At 54.6% G+C, this 21,270-nt stretch carries 16 protein-coding genes; 15 read left to right on the top strand and 1 reads right to left on the bottom strand.

The features are described 5' to 3' along the window. The first annotated feature begins 343 nt into the window (after positions 1–343). Positions 344–2,587 carry a carbamoyltransferase gene (locus GXP52_09470; GenBank protein ID NOY87508.1) on the top strand — a complete coding sequence of 748 codons (2,244 nt, stop codon included), beginning with the start codon at positions 344–346 and terminating at the stop codon, positions 2,585–2,587. Between the two features lie 329 nt (positions 2,588–2,916). On the opposite strand, the gene GXP52_09475 is transcribed toward GXP52_09470, so the two are convergent. Beyond that, entirely contained in the window at positions 2,917–4,860 is a 1,944-nt protein-coding gene (locus tag GXP52_09475) for a tetratricopeptide repeat protein (protein ID NOY87509.1), read from the bottom strand. 568 nt (positions 4,861–5,428) lie between these two features. Here GXP52_09475 and GXP52_09480 point away from each other — a divergent pair. The 14 genes from GXP52_09480 to GXP52_09545 all read left to right on the top strand — a co-directional run bounded on the left by GXP52_09480 (position 5,429) and on the right by GXP52_09545 (position 21,261). Then, positions 5,429–7,162, top strand: a complete 1,734-nt coding sequence (locus GXP52_09480; GenBank protein ID NOY87510.1) for a hypothetical protein — start codon at positions 5,429–5,431, stop codon at positions 7,160–7,162. Between the two features lie 103 nt (positions 7,163–7,265). Further along, on the top strand, positions 7,266–7,994 hold the full coding sequence (locus GXP52_09485; protein ID NOY87511.1) for a hypothetical protein: 729 nt from the start codon (positions 7,266–7,268) through the stop codon (positions 7,992–7,994). Between the two features lie 11 nt (positions 7,995–8,005). Continuing rightward, complete coding sequence (locus GXP52_09490; GenBank protein ID NOY87512.1) at positions 8,006–9,031, top strand: 6-bladed beta-propeller; 1,026 nt, start codon at positions 8,006–8,008, stop codon at positions 9,029–9,031. Between the two features lie 181 nt (positions 9,032–9,212). Next, positions 9,213–9,800 carry a TlpA family protein disulfide reductase gene (locus GXP52_09495; GenBank protein ID NOY87513.1) on the top strand — a complete coding sequence of 196 codons (588 nt, stop codon included), beginning with the start codon at positions 9,213–9,215 and terminating at the stop codon, positions 9,798–9,800. A 20-nt stretch (positions 9,801–9,820) separates the two neighbouring features. Continuing rightward, positions 9,821–11,419 (top strand): redoxin domain-containing protein, encoded by a 1,599-nt coding sequence (locus tag GXP52_09500; GenBank protein NOY87514.1) that lies wholly within the window; start codon positions 9,821–9,823, stop codon positions 11,417–11,419. A gap of 10 nt (positions 11,420–11,429) precedes the next feature. After that, complete coding sequence (locus GXP52_09505; GenBank protein NOY87515.1) at positions 11,430–13,172, top strand: PAS domain S-box protein; 1,743 nt, start codon at positions 11,430–11,432, stop codon at positions 13,170–13,172. A gap of 287 nt (positions 13,173–13,459) precedes the next feature. After that, entirely contained in the window at positions 13,460–14,749 is a 1,290-nt protein-coding gene (locus GXP52_09510; protein ID NOY87516.1) for a sigma-54-dependent Fis family transcriptional regulator, read from the top strand. A gap of 318 nt (positions 14,750–15,067) precedes the next feature. After that, on the top strand, positions 15,068–15,841 hold the full coding sequence (locus tag GXP52_09515; protein NOY87517.1) for a DUF4198 domain-containing protein: 774 nt from the start codon (positions 15,068–15,070) through the stop codon (positions 15,839–15,841). An 88-nt stretch (positions 15,842–15,929) separates the two neighbouring features. After that, positions 15,930–16,697 (top strand): hypothetical protein, encoded by a 768-nt coding sequence (locus GXP52_09520; protein ID NOY87518.1) that lies wholly within the window; start codon positions 15,930–15,932, stop codon positions 16,695–16,697. Between the two features lie 105 nt (positions 16,698–16,802). Next, complete coding sequence (locus tag GXP52_09525; GenBank protein NOY87519.1) at positions 16,803–17,795, top strand: U32 family peptidase; 993 nt, start codon at positions 16,803–16,805, stop codon at positions 17,793–17,795. After that, a complete protein-coding gene (locus GXP52_09530) occupies positions 17,792–18,598 on the top strand; it encodes a hypothetical protein (GenBank protein NOY87520.1) in 807 nt (268 codons plus the stop codon). Before GXP52_09525 ends, GXP52_09530 begins: the two co-directional genes overlap by 4 nt. A gap of 386 nt (positions 18,599–18,984) precedes the next feature. Further along, positions 18,985–19,866 (top strand): AAA family ATPase, encoded by an 882-nt coding sequence (locus tag GXP52_09535; protein ID NOY87521.1) that lies wholly within the window; start codon positions 18,985–18,987, stop codon positions 19,864–19,866. Then, positions 19,838–20,299, top strand: a complete 462-nt coding sequence (locus tag GXP52_09540) for a hypothetical protein (protein ID NOY87522.1) — start codon at positions 19,838–19,840, stop codon at positions 20,297–20,299. The genes GXP52_09535 and GXP52_09540 overlap by 29 nt, the downstream gene beginning before the upstream one ends. Positions 20,300–20,310: 11 nt before the next feature. Next, the gene (locus GXP52_09545; protein ID NOY87523.1) at positions 20,311–21,261 is read left to right on the top strand and encodes a hypothetical protein; all 951 of its coding nucleotides are present in this window, start codon (positions 20,311–20,313) and stop codon (positions 21,259–21,261) included. Positions 21,262–21,270: the final 9 nt, after the last annotated feature.

The raw sequence follows: 21,270 nt of genomic DNA on the forward strand, positions 1-21,270 counted from the left end.
TCAAGGCTCCCAGGGACGGGGTGCTCGCGACCTTCGTCGCCGAGGAGCGGGACCGGGTGGAGTACGGCCAGACGCTGGGGTACGTTGTGCCGCTGGAGTAGAAAGCTTCCAGGGTCAACAGATAATTTAACGCAGCGTGACCACTTGGAGGTCACGCCACAGGGTTTAAAAGAGGGTTTTACAGAGAAGATCCAGCCATAAAGTCCTGGTTTTAACCCGTTAAGGACTTTGATTTAACCCCGTGTACCCCGTGTTGAAGGCTTTTGATTTTTTTGATCGTTCCGCATGAGATTACCGCGCTCCCTCGATTCTCTTTCCCATCCCTTTCTGCTAGGTTGTGACCATGAAAAGGAAGCGGTCCGGGAATCGTGCTGAGAACGGGCGTCAGGTTAATATCCTGGGGATTTCCGCTTTCTACCACGACAGCGCCGCGGCATTGGTCCGTGACGGCAAGATCGTGGCCGCGGTCCAGGAGGAACGCTTCTCCAGGGTGAAGCACGACCCGCGGTTTCCGGGAAGCGCCATCCGCTACTGCATGGAAGAGGGTGGAGTGGACTCCGGATCCCTGGACCTGGTCGCCTTCCATGAAAAGCCGTTCATTCACTTCGAGCGCCTGCTGGAAACCTACCTGGCCTATGCGCCCAGGGGGCTGAGGCAGTTTCTGCACGCGGTTCCCATGTGGCTCCGGGAAAAACTGTGGATCAAGGACATCATCCGGAGGGAAACAGGGTTTACCGGGCGGATCATCTTCCTCTCCCACCACCAGTCCCACGCGGCAGCGGCCTTCTTCCCTTCCCCGTTTCAGACCGCAGCCATCCTGACCCTGGACGGTGTGGGCGAATGGGCGACGGCCGGTTACGGGGTGGGGGAGGGAAATCGGATCGAATTGACAGGTGAACTGCGCTTTCCCCATTCCCTCGGCCTTCTCTATTCGGCGTTCACCGCTTTCACCGGGTTTCCGGTGAACTCCGGCGAGTACAAGATGATGGGCCTGGCCCCTTACGGCGAGCCCGTCTACAGGGACCTGATCCTTTCCGAACTGATGGACCTTCGGGAGGACGGGTCCTTCCGGCTGAACATGGAATACTTTGATTACTGTTCCGGGCTGACCATGACCAGCCCCCGTTTTCATGCCCTATTCGGGGTTTCCCCGCGGGTTCCTGAATCCGACATCCGCCGAATTGACATGGACCTCGCCCGGTCCGTGCAGGAGGTCACCGAGGAGGTGATTTCGCGGATGGCCCGGTTCGTCAGACGGGAGACCGGCCTGGAGCGGCTGGTGATGTCCGGCGGGGTGGCTCTTAACTCCGTTGCCAACGGAAAATTGATGGGGAAGGAAATCTTCAAGGATATCTGGGTCCAGCCGGCCGCGGGAGACGCCGGTTCGGCCCTCGGCGCAGCCCTGTACGGATGGCACCAGTACCTGGAGAAGGAAAGGTCCCCAGACGGCCGGAATGACCTGATGATGGGGGCTTTCCTCGGCCCGGAATATTCCGGAGAGGAGATTGAAACTACTTTGATTCGAATGGGGGCCAGATACAGGCGGTATTCCAAACCCGGCCTGCTGGAAAATGTCTCCCGGCGTTTATCGAAAGGTGGAGTGGTGGGCTGGTTCCAGGGCCGGATGGAGTTTGGACCCAGGGCACTGGGAGGGAGGTCCATCCTGGCAGATGCCAGGCGTCAGGACATGCAGCGTCGGATTAACCGGGAGATCAAGTTCCGGGAGGGGTTTCGACCCTTTGCGCCGTCTGTCCTAAGATCCAGCGCTCCGGAGTTCTTCGGCATGTCCACCGAAAGCCCATACATGTTGATGGTCTTCCCGGTCCGAAGGGAGCGGTTGCGGCAGCTGGATGAGAGAGAGGCGTCCCTGAAAGGCATGGAAAAAATGAATGCCGTTCGTTCCGACATTCCCGCCGTAACCCACGTGGACAACACCGCACGGGTTCAGACCGTGGAGGAGGGAAGGAGCCCCCTCTTCACACGCCTGATCGAGACGTTCAAGGAGATGACGGGCTGTCCTCTCCTTTTGAACACATCCTTCAACGTCCGGGGCGAGCCCATCGTCTGCACCCCGGAGGATGCTTATCGATGCTTCATGGCCACGGGGATGGATGCCATGGTCATCGGCCCTTTTTTGCTCGACCGGGCGGACCAGGCGGCCATGCATGATGCCGTTGGACCTACGGCATCCTCCTGCAGTAGAACCGGAAGAAAGCGGCTCCGCATCTTCGGTATTACCACCGGCTTCGGCCTTGTGACCATGTCGATTGTCATTCGCTGGAGGTTTTCACCCCATTACTGGTGGACCCTGATCGTCATTGGGGCTCCCCTGGTGGGGGCGGGGCTCTTCATTCCGGAAACCCTCTCCCCTGTTCACCGGTATTGGAGCCGTGTCTCATCCACGGTGGGTCGCTGGGTTTTCAGCCTCTTCCTTGGATTGGGTTATTATGGGGTTCTGTTTCCCACCGCACTAGCGGCCAGGCTGATGGGCAGGCGATTCCTGAAAAAGGGGCCTGACCGGTCCTTCGAGACCTACTGGGAGCCATGCTCCCCGGTGGAGAGGAAGTCCTGTGAGCGGCAATATTGATGACTTCGCAAAAAGTCATCAATGCGCCCACTGATGGGCGCCCAAATCAATGACTTGCAACGCAAGTTGTTGATTTGTAAGGAAAGTGAAAATGACACTTTTCGCTTTCCGTAGAGCAAAAAGCCATAAATGGACTTTTTGCGACCCTATCATCAATATTGACAGGCGGACCTTCTAGAACAGGGCGTAGATGAACGGCGTCAGGACGGGCACCTCCGCCACGAGGGCGAAGACCGCCAGAAGTATCAGCAGCACAATCAGTGGCAGGAAAATCAGTTTTTTTCTCTCCTTCAGGAAAGACCATATCTCCGCGGCGATCGCTACCCTGCTCATCTTTTTTCTCCCTGCATGTGGAACGTATCCAGAGTAATCCGGCGGAAATCCTCATAGTCGTCCTTGGCCGGCCCCGAGAGGGCGGCATACTTTTCGAAAGTTTTCCGGGCGGAGGATTCGTCTCCCTTGACGACATAGGCCCTGGCCAGCGAGAAAAGGAATCTTCGGACGTCGGGGGCCTTTACGACCACCGCCTCCAGGTTCTTCACCGCTTCGCCCGTCTTCCCAGCCAGCAGAAGCGCCTCCCCCGTGTACCCGAGGTGTCTGATCGGCTCTCTTTCGGCGTCCGGAATCCCCTTAAGTATTCTCAGCGCCTTTTCGCCGTCGGAAAGCTGTATGGCTGCCTTGGCCATCCCGTAGGCGGTCCTGACCTCCTCCCCCCCTATTTTTTGTGCCTCCTGAAAGTATGTCAGGGCCTGCCGGGGGTTTCTCCTGATGAGTTCCATGTCTCCGAGAAGAAATGGAATTTCCGCCACATCCTTGACCGTTTTCCATGCTCTCAGAAGAGCATCCTCGGCTTCGGGATACTTGCCGGCCCAGTGGAAAACCCGCCCGACTCCCCAGTATCCCATGGCCCGGTATCGGGGCGTGACCCTGTCGTTTTCCTTTCTGAGGAAGGCCATTATCTTTTCTTTTGAGGATTCGTTCGCCATGGGGTCAAGGGGCAATAAGCCGGCTTTTCCCGCGGTACTGAGAACAGTCCAGGCGATCAACTGCTGCCCTTTGATGGTGGGGTGAACGTGGTCGACGAAAAGCTCGTTTCCCGGCAGCCCGTTGGGGGCCACGTCCCGAAAGGCGGCCTCCACGTCCGCGAGGCGGACATGGTACTTTTCGGCAAGCTCCCGGATGATATCGTTGAATGCCTCGATGGCCCTCAGTGGGACAATATCCTCCTCCTTTGCCAGGAGGAACGCTTTACCGGCCTCGTCGGGTTTCCCGAGTTTCATAAGGATCCGCCCTTTCAAGTATTGCAGGTAGGCGAAGGAAGCGTCAATGACTTCCGCCGAGCGAATCCGGTCCAGGGCGCCCGTGAAATTGTGCCGATTCAGTTCATCCTCTGCGGAGTCCATAAGCCTGTTCCACTCCGCGAGGTCTCCGGGAGAAAGGCCCGCCCCATGTTCAGATTTGAAGGGTGATATCCCCGTCAGGTTGGAAGGCAGCGTGCATAGGATAAGTGGTATGCCCTTCTTCCGGCAGAATCTGATGATTCTCTCGATGCTGTCGCGGTACTGGGCGATGACCACTTTCCGAAACTCCGGGTCCCTGTGATAAAGTTCGTACCCACCAATTTCTTCAAGCTTGGCGTTGACCTCCTGGGGCAAAACCGTTTTCCGACTTTTCCTGAGCGGGTAGACGGCGCTGCTGATTACCGTGTATATCCGTGACCGGTGAAGAAAGTCCCGCAGTTTTCTCAGAGCCTCGGGTTCGTTCTTGATTTTTTGGAAGGTCCTGGATTCCAGGAACTCGTTGTGGCCGCTGTAGATGATGTACAGGTCGGGGGAATATGCGGCCATCTCCCTGACCAGCCTTCTCACCCGATAGCTGGCGTATGAGATGCCGCCCATGTTGATGTTCTCAAAATTGACGGAGGTTTGGGCGTTATTCAGGATCCTGCTTATCCAGCTTGGGAAAGAGGTATCGTTGATGTATGGCCGTCCATAGGTGGTCGAACCGCCGAAGGATATGATCCTGAAGGTTTTTGAAGGTTTCGGATATCTGAATTCCTGCCGGTTGAAATAGGTTTCCTTTGCCGGATTCAGAAAATAGGTGTTCGGGTGGCCCGGCTTTGGGATGAATACGGGGCTGCTGCCCTTGAACCCCACGAAAGGGTCTTTGTCCTTTAGCGGTGTAACCCCGGCCACTGCCAGTAGAACCTCGATCAAAATGATGAGCGAAACTCCGACAGCAAGCGCAAACAGATTTTTTTCGATCTCCTTCATCTCTCCCCGTGTCCGTGGCGCATGAAACACCGCCTTGCCTCAATAACATTTCATATAGGTACAAACGTGATCGTCGGATCAATTATATGAGGTAATTCAAGGGGTGAAAACCCCCCATGTGCTCCCGTCTTTGCCATAGGCTTTGACCCGGCAAGCCGGACTTCGGGTTCCTGTCGAGGGTCCGGCTGTTTTATCCCGTTGGACCCACCTTCGCCAAGACTACGGCGGGTAAGCATTGGCCGTTGGCCGTTGGTATAGGGTCTGGGTTAAATAACCCAGTACTTGGTGTCGAAGGGGTCATTTGATACATGTTTCCGGATCGGGATGTCGCACAGGTAGTATCCGCTTGGAAAATATACCCAGGATATGGTATGTTACGCCGGTTTATGTTTTTAAAAAACACGGAATGCGGTTTGCACATCGGTTATGATGCGGCGGGGGGGTGCCTGTAGCGTTCTGTCGTTGAAGGGAGCCTCAACGGTTGAGGAAAATATCACCGAATGGGTGGGTGCTTTTTTGTATTTTTGCCTGCTTTCAACTTACGTTTTTCCTGGCCGGCGGCCCCCTGATGGCTGACGCGCCCTATTTTTCCATCGACAACAGCTATGAGCGTGAGCAGAACTACGACCCAAACGGATGGATTGTTACAGAGACCTTCAAACAGGACTATTCACTTGACTGGGGAGTCACCTTTTCGGACCGCCTGGATATGTCGACAAACTTTGAACTGACAATGGAAGACGTTCACAACTCAGACGACGTGGACACCAAGAATGCCGTTCCCCATCTCGACCTCAGCCTCGTCAATCCTCAGGCCACCTTTGATTTTACGGCAGAGGACACCATCGATCTCACCAACGAGTTCAACACTAACCGAAAGGACGCCATAGACCTCAGCACGAAGCTTTCACTCACACCAATTTTTCTCCCCTCTATGGAGGCGACCTATGAGATCCTTACCAACGACCAGGAGAACCTGGAGGATACTTTGGAGAAAAAACTGGATATGACCTCCAGTTACAGCTTTGGTGAAATGCTGGATCTTGACGCCTCCTGGAAGCAGGAATCTCTTGATGACCGGCTGAACAGTAATAGTGATACCGAAGACCGGAAATGGGATTTCAACCTTTCCTTGAATCGGTTGTTGACGGATTCGTTAAAGCTGAATTTCGACAGCTCGTGGACCGGGGAACAGAACGATATTCTGAACAATGCGGGTGCCGTCATTTCCAGAGACCCGTCAAAGACCCTGAAGAATAAACTGCTGTTCACCCTTGATACATTTCCCCAGGTCAATTCGGATCTTGAACTGACCTATAACAAGAATTTCGTCGAGGACACCCTGGAGGGAAACATCAAGTTTTCCTCCGAGATGACCCAGGAATTTCTGTCGGTGGGTTCCCTGACCGAGACCCTGGATCTCAAGAGGAATAGGCTTCAAAGCCCCGTTCCCCAGGATGATGAAAAGAAGCTGGAATCATCCTTCACCCTGGAATTTGCAGGGACCCCTTCCAAATATCTTGACTACTCCATCAAGCAGAACTTCGATTGGACGAATGATGATTTCGCCGACGGCAGCCTGAACACCGATACCAGAAAGAACGAGTTCGACTTAAGCGCGACCATAGTTCCCATGGAAAACCTGACCTTCGATGTTTCCTACAATCAGAGCTCCGACCATGAGAAGGGGACTAAAACCGGTGAGTCCAGTGACTTCAAACTGAAGATGACCTACGAAGGGGAGACTTTGAACGTCCCAAACCTGGTGTTCGAACCGTCCCTGGAATTATCCACCGAAACGAATTTCGCGGCCAATGATACAACCTCCACGGACAAGGTGGATCTTAAATTCACCTATGAGTTTATTCTTCCCGAGCCATTTACCCTCATCGTGGAACCGGATTACACTTTATCCATCTCTGAGGGAGAAAAGAAGGAGGAGACTTTCACCCTGGACTATGAGATGTCCTGGGACTTCAAATTTTCGAAATGGACGATTTTCCTGGACCATACCGGGACATATAAACGGCCCATCAGCAGTACCGACCTGACCGACGAACCCACTTTCGACGGGGATTTCGACGCCCATTTTACCATGACGTTGGCCGGAAATGTCGATTGGGATGTTGAGTATAAATACATGAGTTCCAGCGACAGAGACAATGAGGATACCTTCGAGGCATCCCTCGACTGGGCGCTGTACAATATGACCTTCAGCCTTTCCGCCAAGAACGGGAGGACTTTTTCGGCGCTAAAGGATGTCACGAGGACGTATACCGCGGAATTTTCCATGGAATTTTAACCATAAATTGATAATGTAAAGATCTATTAGAAACGGCGTGACCGCGAGGCAATAAAGACCGAAGAGACTTTTTACGAGGTTCTCAACAGTCAAGGAGGATGAGATGATCAATAGGATCGCCCGAAAAGTTTACCTTGCCTTCACCATGACCATGGTGCTGGCCGTTTTCGGATGTTCGAGCGTGCCCAGCGTCCGGACGTCCGTTAAACCCTCAGAGAGCAAGAGACAGTATCTCAACCTGAAGAAGGTGGCGATTCTGCCCATTGAAAACATCGCGGGTGAGAAGGGGGCCGAAACCCAGGTGGTGGATCTTCTTCTGACGGAACTAAACATCTCCGGTACATTTGAGGAGGTTGAGGATCCCCGCTATGTCGCAAGTGTCCTGAAGGCCCTGAAAATCAGGAAAATCGACGCTTTGGATGCCGAGACGGTCGGCAAGATGGGATCGGAGATGAAGGCGCAGGCCCTCCTTCTCGGGGATATCAACGCATGGGGGTTGGGCGAGGGCTCGGAGGCCGCAATGCACGTATCTTTGACCCTGACCCTCCTCGACACGGCCACCGGAAAGCCCATTTGGGTGGGCAGCGGATCCCACAGGGGCAGCTTTTCATGGGGCCGCGTTTTCGGTCTGAACGAGGGGCCCACAGATCTGGACATCGGGCGTGAGGTAGTCCATTCCCTGGTAAAGGCCATGTCAAAGGAGATAGAAGGCAAGCGCAAGGAAGAACTCGTGCGAATCAAGGCGGACGAATCCGCCAAGCTCAAAGCCGCCGCCGAGGCGGAAAAGAGGCGCCTGGAAGAGCAGATGAAGACCGTGGCGCCGGGGAAATAGGGAAAAATTCAATGCGGCCTTCCGGAATTCCCCCTGAGGCGATCGGGGAAGACAACTTTTCCCTCCGGGTGGGCTGTTTTGCCGTTTTCGTTCTGTTTTTCCTGTTGTTCTTGGAGATTATTTCGCCATCCCCGGCATTTTCCCGTCAAAACAAGGTAATAATAATTCGGAACGACTCCGTTTCGTTGGAGCAGGATCTGACTGTTGGGCGGTTCGGTGTCGGAAAGCTCTATTTTGATGATCCGGTTGATCTATGCATCGATGATGACAACAACGTATATATCCTGGATTCCGGGAACTACCGCGTCCAGGAGATGGATGAGGACGGGGATTTTGTGCGGAAGTGGGGAAAAAAGGGAGAAGGCGATGGACAGTTCAGGGATCCAGTGGCCATCGCCCTGGACGCGGACAATGAGTTTATCTATGTCCTCGATAGGGAGAATTTTTCGGTCAGCAAGTTTGATCTCAAGGGGAACTTTATCCTCTCATTCGGGAAAAAAGGGATCAGGACGGGGGAGTTTCGTGACCCAGTAGATCTGGCCGTAGATTTCCAGGGATATGTCTATGTCCTGGACCGGAATCGGGGCGCTGTTCTCAAGTTCCACAAGGGCGGCACCTTCGTGGATGAATGGGGTGATATGGGAAGGAGGAAGGGGGAGTTTGCCGATCCCGTCTCCATCGCCTTCTCGGCCGACCGCCTGGGTTTCATCAACGTTCTGGACCGCCGGAAGAAGGCTCTGCTGCGATTCAACCGGCGAGGCGAATACAAAGAAACGATATCCTTGCTGCCGGTGTTCCCGGAGGGTGGGGACCCTGTAAGGGTACGGGCCGATCGGAGAGATAATCTTTTTATCCTTGATGGTTCAAGGGGGAAGCTGGTAAGGTTGGAACGCTTGAAGTATAGCATTTTCAGCCTGGTTAGTGATAAAATGGACATGTTTAAGCCCGGCGGGTTCGCCATTGACGATGACGACCGGATCTACGTGACGGATTTTACGAAAGACAGGGTCATGAGGTTTATCCTTGAACCACGTTGATAGGGTCGTAAAAAGTCCATCAATGGCTTTTTACTCCACGGAAAGCGAAAAGTGTCATTTTCACTTTCCTCACAAATCTTCGATTTGAGCGCCCATCAGTGGACGTCTTGATGACTTTTTGCAAAGTCATCAAGATTGAAGGACTTGCAGGAAGAACCGCCCAATTAAGGAGAGGATTCCGATGTTCCGTATTCGAGCGAGACGATCCACCTGTATTGTTTTTTTCTCTCTCCTGACGTCGTTAATGTTTCCGGCAACATCCCTGTATGCCCAGGATGGTGAGAAAGAGATGACCTCCATCCCCATGATCAGTGGCATCGAGATGCTAAAGGTCGGTGATACAGCGCCGGATTTTACAATTGAAGACCTGTCCGGGAACCAGTTTAACATGAAGGAATTTCTGGCAAAAAAACAGGGCGTCCTTATCTTCTTCTGGTCTATCTTCTGCGAACCATGCAAGGCGGAACTCCCGGTTATTCAGGAGTTGACCCGGGAATACAAGGACAGGGGGATCGGGTTTGTGGGTGTGGCCATAGATGGTACTCCAATGAAGGATGCTATCGCCGCCTTCGTCAAGCAGGAGAACTATTCCTTTAATGTTATTATCGATGAGTTGAATCCGGACGAATCTTTCAAGGTGTCGGACCCCTACGGTGTCGCAGGCACACCAACCCTCTATTTCATTGATAAAGCGGGAACCGTTCAGTTCTCCAAGGTTGGACGTATTCCCAAGGAAGATATCGAGGCGGCTTTCAAGAAGGTTCTCTAGGCCCGCTGGTGTATGGTTCCGTGAGAAGATGGTTTCCCAGAGTCGGTAGCTGCCGCCTGCTCGCGGTAATACTGTCCGGGCTTTTTATCCTCGTTGCTGTTCCTTCCCCGGCATGGGCCCGGATTTCAGAGGGTGACAAGGCGGTTCCCTTCGCGGGCACGGGTCTGAACGGCAATCCTGTGGACATCGCCCCCCTGTTGGGCAAGCAGGTTGTTGTAATAAAGTTCGGCTCCATATACTGCTCGTCCTGTGTTCAGTCCATCGCGGCTTTTTCCGAACTTCAGAAAAAATATTCCCCCGATGTCATCAAGGTCATCGGGGTCAACCTCGATATTTACGGTGCCCTTCAGGTAAGGCGGTTCTATAAGGGTCATGAGACCCTTGTTAAGTACCCGGTTATGATTGACAAAAACCTCAAGGTCAGTAAGCAGTACGGCATCACGACCCTTCCTTCCCTCGTGGTGATAGGAAAAGACGGTAAGATTGCCAAGGTTATAATGAGTTATCAGGAGCATGAACTCAAGGATGCGGTGGCGTTTGTGGAAGGTCTTGTGGTGCCGAAGGTAACCGTTCAGCTGGCGGGGATCGGGCCGGAGAAAAAGGGCCGGTTTCGCATCCTCTTCCCCAACAACTTCACCAAAACCCGGCAGGATGCTATCTATATTATCGGACAGGTTCCGAAGCCGGGTGGTAAGATAGGCCTTACCTTAAACGGAGGCAGCCACCAGGAGGTGGTTGCCAAAAGGAAGATCTTCTATATCAGGACGCCCATTGCTCTCGGCAGTAACTATATCGAGGTTTCCTCCGCCGGTACCGGGGGAGAGAGGATAGTCAAGGCCATCGTTCTTTTTCGGGAACCGAAGCTCGGCAGAGGATTCGAAAACCAGTTCCCCACCTACCGATTTCACCTGGATGAAAATGAGAAACTGTGCAGTAAATGCCACGACATGGTTCCCCCCGAGACGACGGTACAGAACTTCATGATGATTACTCAGTCATGTCTCAAGTGCCACCAGGAACTGAGTAAAGAGAGATTCGTGCACGGTCCCATCACGGTGGGAGGCTGTTCTCCATGCCACGATTTTGGAAGCCTTCCGGCCAGGTATGAGCTCTTTTCCACGGGATCGGACCTGTGCTACGGCTGTCATGAGGAGAAGAAAAAGGAGTTCGCCAAGGACTATGTCCACGGGCCGATAGCAGCTGGTTCCTGCACGGTATGCCACAGCCCTCACGGTTCAAACGAGAGGTATAATCTGCGTCTTCCGGAGGGACAACTTTGCACCTCCTGCCATCAGAAGATCAAAGAGTTGATGTCCCTGTCTACCCAGCACAGGCCCTTCAGGGATGGAGCCTGTACCGACTGCCATGATCCCCACGCTTCGGACAACCCGAGATTTTTCCTGAAAGGCATAGGGAATGATCTCTGTCTGAGTTGTCATGACAACGAGACCATGGAAAACCATCGTCACCCCGTGGGTGTTGTCCCCCGGTTTACCTTCCCCGGCATCAAACTGAATGACAGCGGGGAGCTGATGTGTACCTCCTGTCACAGCCCCCATGCCACAAACACTGAAAAGCTTCTACCAAAGGGTGGATGTAGCGCGTGCCATTCCTACTAATTCTTTCCTGATGAATCCTTTCCGAAAAAGACCGGCAGCCGGATATCTTCCCGCGGTTCTTCTCCTGTCCACCATTCTCCTGCTGACCCTGATTCTAGCTTCTCTGGGACAGCGAACCATTAAGAGGGAGAAGACCCTCCTCCTGGATCTGAAGGGCAGGCAGGCCGAGTTCGTGATCAAGTCCCTCGCATCGGCGAGCCGCATCAGCGTGTTGATGCTCGATCCATCAAGTCGTCACCTTCAGCGCTTTGTCAACGACACGGCCGACACCGAGAACGTCCAGTTTATAGCGGTTTACAATGCACAGGGACGCCTTATCGCGAAAAGTCGCAGATTTTCCCAGAACCTCTATGGGCTGACTGTGGCGGAGATTAAAGCCCGGATCGGGAAAGAGAACAGGGCCTTCTACATCGAGGATTACCCGGATGTTGGGAAAATTTATGTCCTTGCGGGCCGTTTTTATCCCTTTGACAGCTCGTGGATGCATCTGAGGATGCTCGGCATCCCTTCCATACCGGGAGTTACGGAGGACCAGGAGGAGACGGGGGACGATACCGGGGCCTTCTACGCCCTCGTGGGTATGGATATGGGGGACCTGGATGAGGCCGTTAGAAAGGGCACGAGGCAGACTGTTCTTAACGGTTTACTGCTCCTTCTCTTAGGTACGGTAGGATTTTACTTCCTTATCCTTGTCCAGGGATACTACTCCGCGAAAAGGGCTCTGGCGGATGTCCGTCAGTACACCCTGGATGTGATCGAGGGGATGGCGGAGGGTCTGGTAAATATTGATCAGGCCGGTATTCTCCGGAATGTCAACCCTGAGGCGGAGCACATGCTGGGGGAAAGCAACAGGGAGCTTGTGGGGAAACACTGGAACGATGCCTTCGACGGGGAGGAATGGCAACCTGTCAAAAAATGTCTTTCCAGGGGGATGCCCTTCTACGATCTTGAGATTCCCCCCGGCGGCTCCCAACGGCAGCACCTGGTGGTAACCATGATACCTGTTCGGGGCCAGGCGGGCGGCATGGTCCTGTTTCTGCGGGACATGGGAGAGGTGAGGAGCCTCCAGACCGAAGTTCGGCGATCAGAAAGGTTGGCGGCTCTGGGCCGCATGGTAGCCGGCATGGCCCACGAGATCCGCAATCCTCTCAATTCCATCAGGGGGTTCAGCCAGCACCTGAAGAACCGCTTTACTCCCGAGAGTGTCGAGATGAGGTCCGTGGACACCATAATCAGGGAGGTTGACAGGTTAAACCGCGTTATTACGGAACTGCTCGATTTCTCCAAACCGAGGGAGCCGGACCTGGCGGAAATTGATCTCAACGAAATTGTAAAGTCAACCATCTCCCTCGTTGAACGTGAAGCCGCGAGCCAGGGTATCATGTGCGTCGATGAAACAAATCCGGAGCCGGTCCATATTATGGGGGACGGCGACAGCCTGAAACAGCTTCTTCTTAATCTGTTGCTAAATGCCATACAGGCCATGCCCGAAGGCGGAGTCCTGACGGCGGCAACCGCCGTCAGCGGGGACAAGGCGGTGCTGTCCATATCCGACACGGGCATGGGTATCAGCGAAAAGGACCAGGAACGGATCTTCGAGCCTTTTTTTACGTCGAGGGAGACGGGCACGGGCCTTGGCCTTTCCACCGTCCACCGCATCGCCCAGGATCACAATGCCGAGATCCGGGTGAAATCGTCAGAGGGTGAGGGGACGAAATTTACCGTCAGATTTTCCCTGGCAAAGACGCCTTAGAGCGCATTTATGGAACGTGTATGGGGGGAGGGGAGTTAGGGTGTTTGGGAGTGGATTCCAGACCAAGACCCTAGAACCCAGACCCTGAATGCTCGACTCTGGACATTGGCCACCGCGCCCTCTGGACTCCGCGACTCTGGACTCTGGACTCTGGACTCTGACCGCAAGGTCCTGTAGCCTGTGATTAAACAACCTGGAGGCAATGAACTGTGAAACCGAATTCCGGCAGGTCAAAATACTCTGTCCTGGTCGTTGATGACCAAAGGTCCCAGAGGGAACTCCTCGATATGGTCCTCTCTGAGGAGGGCTGCCGCGTGGAAACAGCCGCCAGTGGAGAGGAAGCTGTGGAAAAGGTTTCAGCTCGGTTCTTCAACCTGATTATCATGGACCTGAGTATGCCCGGAATAGGGGGTCTCCAGGCGTTAAAGCAGATAAAGGAAATCTCGGCCAGCGCGCAGGTCCTCATCGTCACAGCCTACGCCAGTGTGGATTCGGCCGTGGAAGCCATGCGGTCCGGGGCGCTGAATTACCTCACAAAACCGATTGACCTGGAGGAACTGAAGATCCAGGTGGCCAAGACCATGGAAATTTCACAGTTGATGGCTGAAAATAAGGTTCTTAGAGTTCAGGCCGAAAATACCTTCAAGGCCAGCCGGATCATTGGAAAAAGCCAGAAAATTCAGGAGGTATTCGATACTCTCAAGATGGTTTCGCCCACAGATGCAACAATCCTTATCCTGGGCGAAAGCGGAACCGGGAAGGAACTTGTCGCCGATGCCATCCACCAGAACAGTCCTCGCTTCGGAGGGCCTCTTGTCAAGGTCAACTGTGCAGCCCTGCCGGAAAGCCTCCTCGAAAGTGAGCTGTTCGGCCATGAAAAGGGGGCCTTTACAGGTGCGGCATCGAGGCGTGAGGGGAGGTTTAAACTGGCTGACGGCGGGACCCTCTTTCTCGACGAGATTGGCGAGATGAGTCTGCTCCTCCAGACGAAACTCCTGAGGATTATCCAGACCAGATCGTTTGAACGGGTCGGGGGAACCGAGACCTTGGAGGTTGATGTCCGCCTTATCGTAGCGACAAACAGGGATATCGAGGTCGAGGTAAAGGAAGGGCGCTTCAGGGAAGACCTGTATTATCGCCTTAACGTGATTCCCATTAATCTTCCGCCCCTCAGGGATAGAAGGGAGGATATCCCCCTGTTGGCGGAGCACTTCCTGAAGGAAATTTCGGAAAGGAACCGCAAGGACATCAGAGGATTTGCGCCGCAGTCCATGGATCTCCTGGTGAGAAACCGATGGAAGGGCAATATCCGTGAGCTTGAGAATGTTGTTGAAAGAGCAGTGATCATGTCCAGAAGCGAGTTTGTCCAGCCGGGGGACCTTCCGGCTCACATACAGGATTCTAAAGCCTCGAAACCCGTCGGTATTGCGCCAGGCCGCCCCCTCAGTGAGTTGGAAAGGGAGGCGATTGTACAGACCCTTCAACTGACGGGTGGGAACAGGACGGAAGCTGCCAGGCTCCTGGGGATCAGCCGCAGGACCCTCCAGTACAAACTCAAGGAGTACGGTGTCACGTAACCCTTAACAGCTTCCTCCCGTTAACTTTTTCCTTGATTTAGTTTGATAAATGTTTATATTGCATGGGGTTATGGTTCTTCGATAAGGAAGGTAGGCTTTTGGAGCAATCTCTGCGCTTACCTTCAGGTATCGTCCCATAACCTTGCGGGCCTTTTGGCCATGCGATGATCTGCCCCCAATGCTCGGTACTTTACCGGGCCGGCCCCCCAACGGCCCCCAACGTTGGGGGGCCATTTTTTTTGGACTGTTTTGTGCAAGGCACCATGGTGTATTATAGTATGTCCGTGAATATTCCCTGCATGGAGGTGCTGCCTCAAGATGACCCGCCGATTCATCCTTTTTTCATGTACCGTTTTTCTTCTACTCCTCTGGGGATGTGCAGGACGGCCTTTCCAGCAGGAGGATGCTTCGTGGAAGGGAGCCGAGATAACCGGCATTCTTACCGACGAAGACGGTGATCCTGTCCCCGGAGGCTACGTGTACGCCTACGGCGGGGAACGGAAGAGTACCCTGGGACCCGCGGACGCCATGAGCGAAGCGTCGGAAACAGGGGGTCAGTACCTTCTCATCGTACCCCCCGGCAGTTACCGCGTCGTGGCAAGAAAACGCGGGTCAGGATCAATCAGCGGCCCCCTCAGGAACGGGGACCTGGTGGGCGAATTTCCGGGGCGAGTCTCCGTTAAACGGCCCGGAAATTCGGGTCTCGACATATCGTTGAGGGTTTTCAGGCAGGGCCTGGAAGGGGACCCTTCCAGGGTGCTCAGTACGGATACGATTGTTTCGGGTATTGTGCTGAATTCGGAGGGGCACCCACTTGCGGGTGCCCACGCTTTTGCCTACAGGGGCACGTTCAGACGGGATCCGCCGGATTTCCTCTCCCGGGTTACAGGCCGGAATGGTCGTTTTGTTCTCAATCTGCCGGGCGATGGTATATATTCCATAGGCGCGAGAACAGGTTCCAGGGGCCGGCCGGGTTCCGGCGATCTCATGGGGTTCTGGGGCAACTCCATGAAACCGAGGCGGATTGCGGCCGGAAGCCGCACCGGAGGGCTTCGCCTGGTTTTAAGACCCTATTCCGCCACTCGACCTTGACCTTGGTTACCCTGTGGTGTCAGTAGGGGAGCAGGGTTACGTATGGGCGTGAGGGAATACGGGAGTAAAGAATATGGAGGTTGGGATAATGGAAAACACTGTCTACTTCATTGGCGCCGGCCCGGGGCATTCGAAATATTTGACCCTCGAGGGGCTAGAGGTCCTGGGGAACTGTCGGCTCGTATTCGCCCTTTCCCCTTATCCCGAAACCTTCCGGAAATACCTTGCAGGGAAGCGCGTTGAGAATCCGTTCAACTATCTTTTCTCCGAGATAAAGCAGGAGGTGGAAACTGCTCTGGACAATGGATCGGTTGGTTTTCTGGTACCTGGGGATCTCACCGTCTTTTCGCCGTTCTTCTCCCTCGTGGAATATTTCGGGGATCGTTCGAGGATCATCGCCGGCGTCGGTGTTATTAACGCCGCGGCCGCTGTCGTAAAGCGAACCCTCGATCTGCCCCGTGTCAGCCATTCCGTCGTTCTGACCAGTCCCAAGAGGATCGGTAGAGACACCACCGGGACTGTGCTGGGTACGCTGGCGTCATCCGCGGATACGATGGTCATTTACATGAACAACAGGCCCCTGCCCCAGCTGATGGAGGAACTGGCACCGGGATTCGGTCCCGGCACTCCCGTTGCTATCGTCTATCGGGTCGGGCTCGATGGTGAAAAGGTCTACAGGGGCACCATGGCCACTATTGCCGATGTTGTGGGGGATGACGACATCTTCGGCTTTGAATCGGGCAAACCATCCATGGGGATCATCCTGATCGGCGATGTTCTGGATGCCGATCCCGATCCATCCTTCTGGGACAGACGGAAAGAGCTGTTCTGGGACCGGGAGAGGAGAAAAGATTGATGACTTCGTAAGAAGTCATCAATGCGCCCACTTAGGGGCGCTCAAATCGAAGATTTGTGAGGAAAGCGGAAATGACATTTTTCGCTTTCCGTTGAGTAAAAAGCCATGGAGGGACTTTTTACGACCCTATCAACGTTGAAAACGCCGGAAATTCTGGCGCCTGTCGACAACATCCATGAGGCCGGGGATCTTTTGAATGCCGGCGCACACTGGCTGTACGGCGGGTGTCTTCCGGCGTCATGGAGCAATCGCTACCCGCGGACCGTTATCATCAACCGGAGGACTTTCTCCGGCGCCCAGATCGATTCAACCCATGAGCTCGCCGGGATCATTGCCCTCGCCATGGAGGTCGGGGGGCGCTTTGCCCTTACGGTAAACGCCCCTTTTTACATGGATGAGCAGTTTGAGCCGGTCCTGGAGTTGATACGATTTGCGCAGGAGGCCGGAGCGTCCGCCGTAATCGTTGCCGACCCCGGGCTGATGGCGCGGATAGCTCAAGATGGGATGCGAATTCCTATCCACGTAAGCACCATGGCCTTGGCATCAAACGCTTCGGCGGTCAGGCTCTACCTCTCTTTGGGAGCGGAGCGTATTATCCTCCCCAGATTTCTTGGCATCGAGGAAATAGAATCGCTGATCCGAGACTTCCCGGATGTGGATTTCGAAACGTTCCTCCTCGTGGGTAAGTGCCCCAATATAGAAGGAGTATGCTCCTTCATGCACGACAGTCCGGATGCCAGATGGCCCTGCGAATGGGCCTACAGCGTGACCGGTACGGACGGCGGTTCGCCTTCGGAGGGCGTCTGGTCCTCGGTGGATGGAGCCCGCACCGCCGATCGGCGGGATGCGTGCGGTCTGTGTGCTCTCCCGGAACTCCTCGTGTCCGGCGTTTCAACCTTCAAGATCGTTGGAAGGGGGGCCCCCACGGGCAGGAAGACCGCACTTATAAAGGCGCTTTCGGAAGCCATCGAGGCGGCGCAGGAAGTGGGCCCTGCTGAAGAATGGTACGCACGTTGCCGTGGGATATACCGGTCCCTTTATGGCCACGCCTGCGGCGCCCACAACTGTTATTTCCCCGACATGAAGGAAACGCCGTGAGAGCCAGATATCTGTTTTCCGCCGGTGAAGATGTCATAAAACACGGCCTGCCCCCTCGGGCCGAGGGCTGGCACGGGTTCCGTTTCGGGTCAGAGTCCTGTCCCCACCTGCTTCCTCCTGTCCGTGAGTTGGGTCGGTTAAGGATGTCATGCGGTTCTTTCCCCTGCTCGCTGGTCACCCCGGTGGCGGCCCCCTCTGATCTGGAGAGGGTGCTGCAAACCGCCAGGGATGCCCTGAATGCGGGTTGGGACGAGGTGGTGGTCAACGATTGGGGTGTTCTTTCGGAGCTGTCGCCGGGAAATAGGGGCACAATCACCGCCGGGAGACTTCTCCTCAGGCTGCGCAGGGGACCGGGAATATTTGATCCATGGCCGGACCTGGACGAGGATTCCAGAAGATATTTCGCATGGGGCCCCCTCTACGATGGGCCTTTCCTGTCGTTCCTGGGGGACATGGATGTTTCCAGGCTGGAAATCGATGCCCCAAGGCACTGGATGCCGGTACCTGATGTCAAAGGGTTCTCGTTGTCGTTCCACGGTAATCTCAGGTTGATCTCCATCGCCTCCGGGTGTCCGTGGCTGTATTGTCGAACCAAGGATCGATGGGAACAACCAGCCCTATGCGACCGCGGCTGCATGGGGTCAGGGCCTGTCCTCCTGTACGCCGAGGCCCTTGAGAAACCCCTGATACAATGGGGGAGGGAAATTTTGGAGGATGCTTCGGAGGACTGGAGGGAGGAGGATCTTCCTGGGGAGATCGACCGGTTGATTTTTTCGAAAGTATCCATATTGGTAGGGTCGTAAAAAGTCCTTTCATGGCTTTTTACTCCATGGAAAGCGAAAAATGTCATTTTCACTTTCCTCGCAAATCTTCGATTTGGGCGCCCCTTAGTGGGCGCGATGATGATTTCTTACGAAGTCATCATCTTTGGTAGGGTCGTAAAAAATCCATTCATGGCTTTTTACTCCACGGAAAGCGAAAAATGTCATTTCCACTTTCCTCACAAATCTTCGATTTGGGCGCCCCTTAGTGGGCGCCTTGATGACTTTGTAAAAAGTCATCAAGGTTGGCACGGAAAGTGCTTTTATCCGTTGGTTTCAACGCGGTGTTTTGAAGTATCGAAGTACTCTGGACTCTGGACCCTGGACTCCAGACCCTGGACTTACGGTAAAGAAGGGAGCCTAAGGGATTGCATCGAAAACTCAACCGCATCTACTACGAGGTCAAAGAACCCACCTTGGGCTGGGATGATATAGGCGGGTTGGACCGATGCAAGAGGATTGTCCGTGAGATGGTCAGCCTCCCCCTGAAAAAGAGGGATCTGCTCAAGAAACACCGGCTGACCATCCCTGCCGGCGTGCTGATCTGGGGTCCCTTGGGTGTAGGCATAACAATGCTGGCTGAGGCCGCCGCCAGGGATGCCGGCGCCTCTTATGTGTACATCTCCGGCCAGGAGATGCTCGGTAAACCAAGGGAAATGGAGCGTGCGTTCGAGGATGCCGGGCACGAAGCTCCATGCGTTCTGTACATCTCGGATACGGAATGGCTGGCGCCCAGGGCTGGGGCCGACTACCAATGGGGTGCGGGTAATTTCAGGGGTAAACCGCCCACATTCGCCGACAGGGAACTGACCGAGGTTTTCATCCACCAGATCGATCATATCCAGGAACGTGAGGATATCATGCTTGTGGGCTCTGCGTATCGTATTGATGTGGTGGACCAGGCAATCATCAAGGAGAAAAAACGGTTCAACAGGAAGGTCTTCGTTCCGCCGCCCTCCCGGGAGGACCGGGAGGGAATGCTGAAGATCTACGTTGACCGGATCCCCACCTTGGAAGGGCCTCTTGATCTTGAAGAACTGGCCCGGCGGACGGAAGGGTTCGTCGGGTGGGATATCGAGAACCTCTGCAAGAGGGCGGTCCTTAACGCGGTTGAAAGGGATTCGGGTAATGTCGCCATGATGGATTTCCTGGCGGCAGCGGACCGGATCGAGCCGTGGCTGACCCCGGATATGACCGAGAAATATCTTGAGATCTTCCGCGATGACTGTCCCCATCACTACTCTTTCTGAAGATGACCTCAGCCTCATCATGAGGTTCCATGGGCATGTATGTTCCATGGTTCTCGTGGGCGCGAGGCTGGGGAAGGCCGCAGCGGCCGCCCTGGAAAAACTCGGCGGTGAGAGGACCCTTCCCTTCGGATTTTTTCGTGGTTACGGTTGTTCCATCGACGGGGTTCAGGCCTTTACCGGCTGTACGTTGGGAAACGGGAACCTGGTACTCCTTCGCGGGACCGATTTTTCCCTGACATTGACCCGGGAAGGACATGATTCCGCCGTACTTGTCACCCCTCTGGAGGAAACCATGATGGGAGCCCGTTCCGCGAGGGGAAACGTTCTTCAGACCCTCCTGGGAGAACGGATCATGACCGGCGACATCCGGGACCTGTTTACCCTTGAGACAATCAGCGGCATGGGCCGCCTTTCCCGTTTTCCTGAAGGGTAGAGAAGCCATTGATGAACTATATCCCCGAGGCGCTTTCCCTTTTTGCCCATGACCTGTTAAGGATGCTTCCGGCATTCATCATCGGTGTAGGTGCCGCTGCCTTGATAAAGACATACCGTTGGGACCTGAGGCTCAGGGCATACATGAAGAATTCCGGGAGAGCTACCATCCCGCTGGCTGTCTTTCTGGGGATTTTCAGCCCCCTTTGTGCATGCGGAGTGCTGCCGGTGGTTATCCCCCTGGCCGTTTCAGGGGTTCCGGTGGCGCCGTTGCTCGCCCTACTCGCCACCTCACCTCTTATGAGCCCGGATGCCTTTACCATTACATGGGCGGGGCTGGGACCGTCCCTCGCATGGGCCAAACTTGTCAGCGCCATTGGTATGGGAACGCTGGTCGGTTCCGTAGCCTTTCTGCTTGAAAAGCATACTGATTTTTTAAAGGATGTTATCCGATTGACCCCGGTCCAGGGCAGCGAAGATGGTAATTTGTCGGCATACGATATCGCCTGCGCCAACGATATCGCTATCCCGACGATGGTCGTTAAAGAGAGGGAGAACAAGGCGCTGTTCTTCCTGGACAGGGCCAAGGATACGTCCCTTTTTATAGGTAAATTTCTTCTGATGGCCGTTGCCATCGAGGTGTTGATGGAAATGTTTCTCCCTATGGAGTTTGTCCGTGTTCTTGCCGGCCGATCCGATTTCTCTTCCCTGGTCATGGCGGCGTTTTTCGGGGTGCCGTTGCCTGCCCACCAGATCCCGGTGGTGCCGGTTCTGCGGGGGCTTTTGGATCTCGGGATGGACAAAGGGGCGGCGGTAACTTTCCTGGTAGCGGGTCCGGTAACGAGCATCCCCGCGCTGGTGGTAATCTGGAAGATCTTTCACCGTCGCGTGTTCATGACCTACCTGAGCCTCTGTATTTTCGGCGCCATCGCCGCTGGAGAGATCTACCGATTGACTATTTGACGGCAATTA

It is taken from the genome of Deltaproteobacteria bacterium, from assembly GCA_013151915.1.
Lineage (GTDB): Bacteria > BMS3Abin14 > BMS3Abin14 > BMS3Abin14 > BMS3Abin14 > BMS3ABIN14.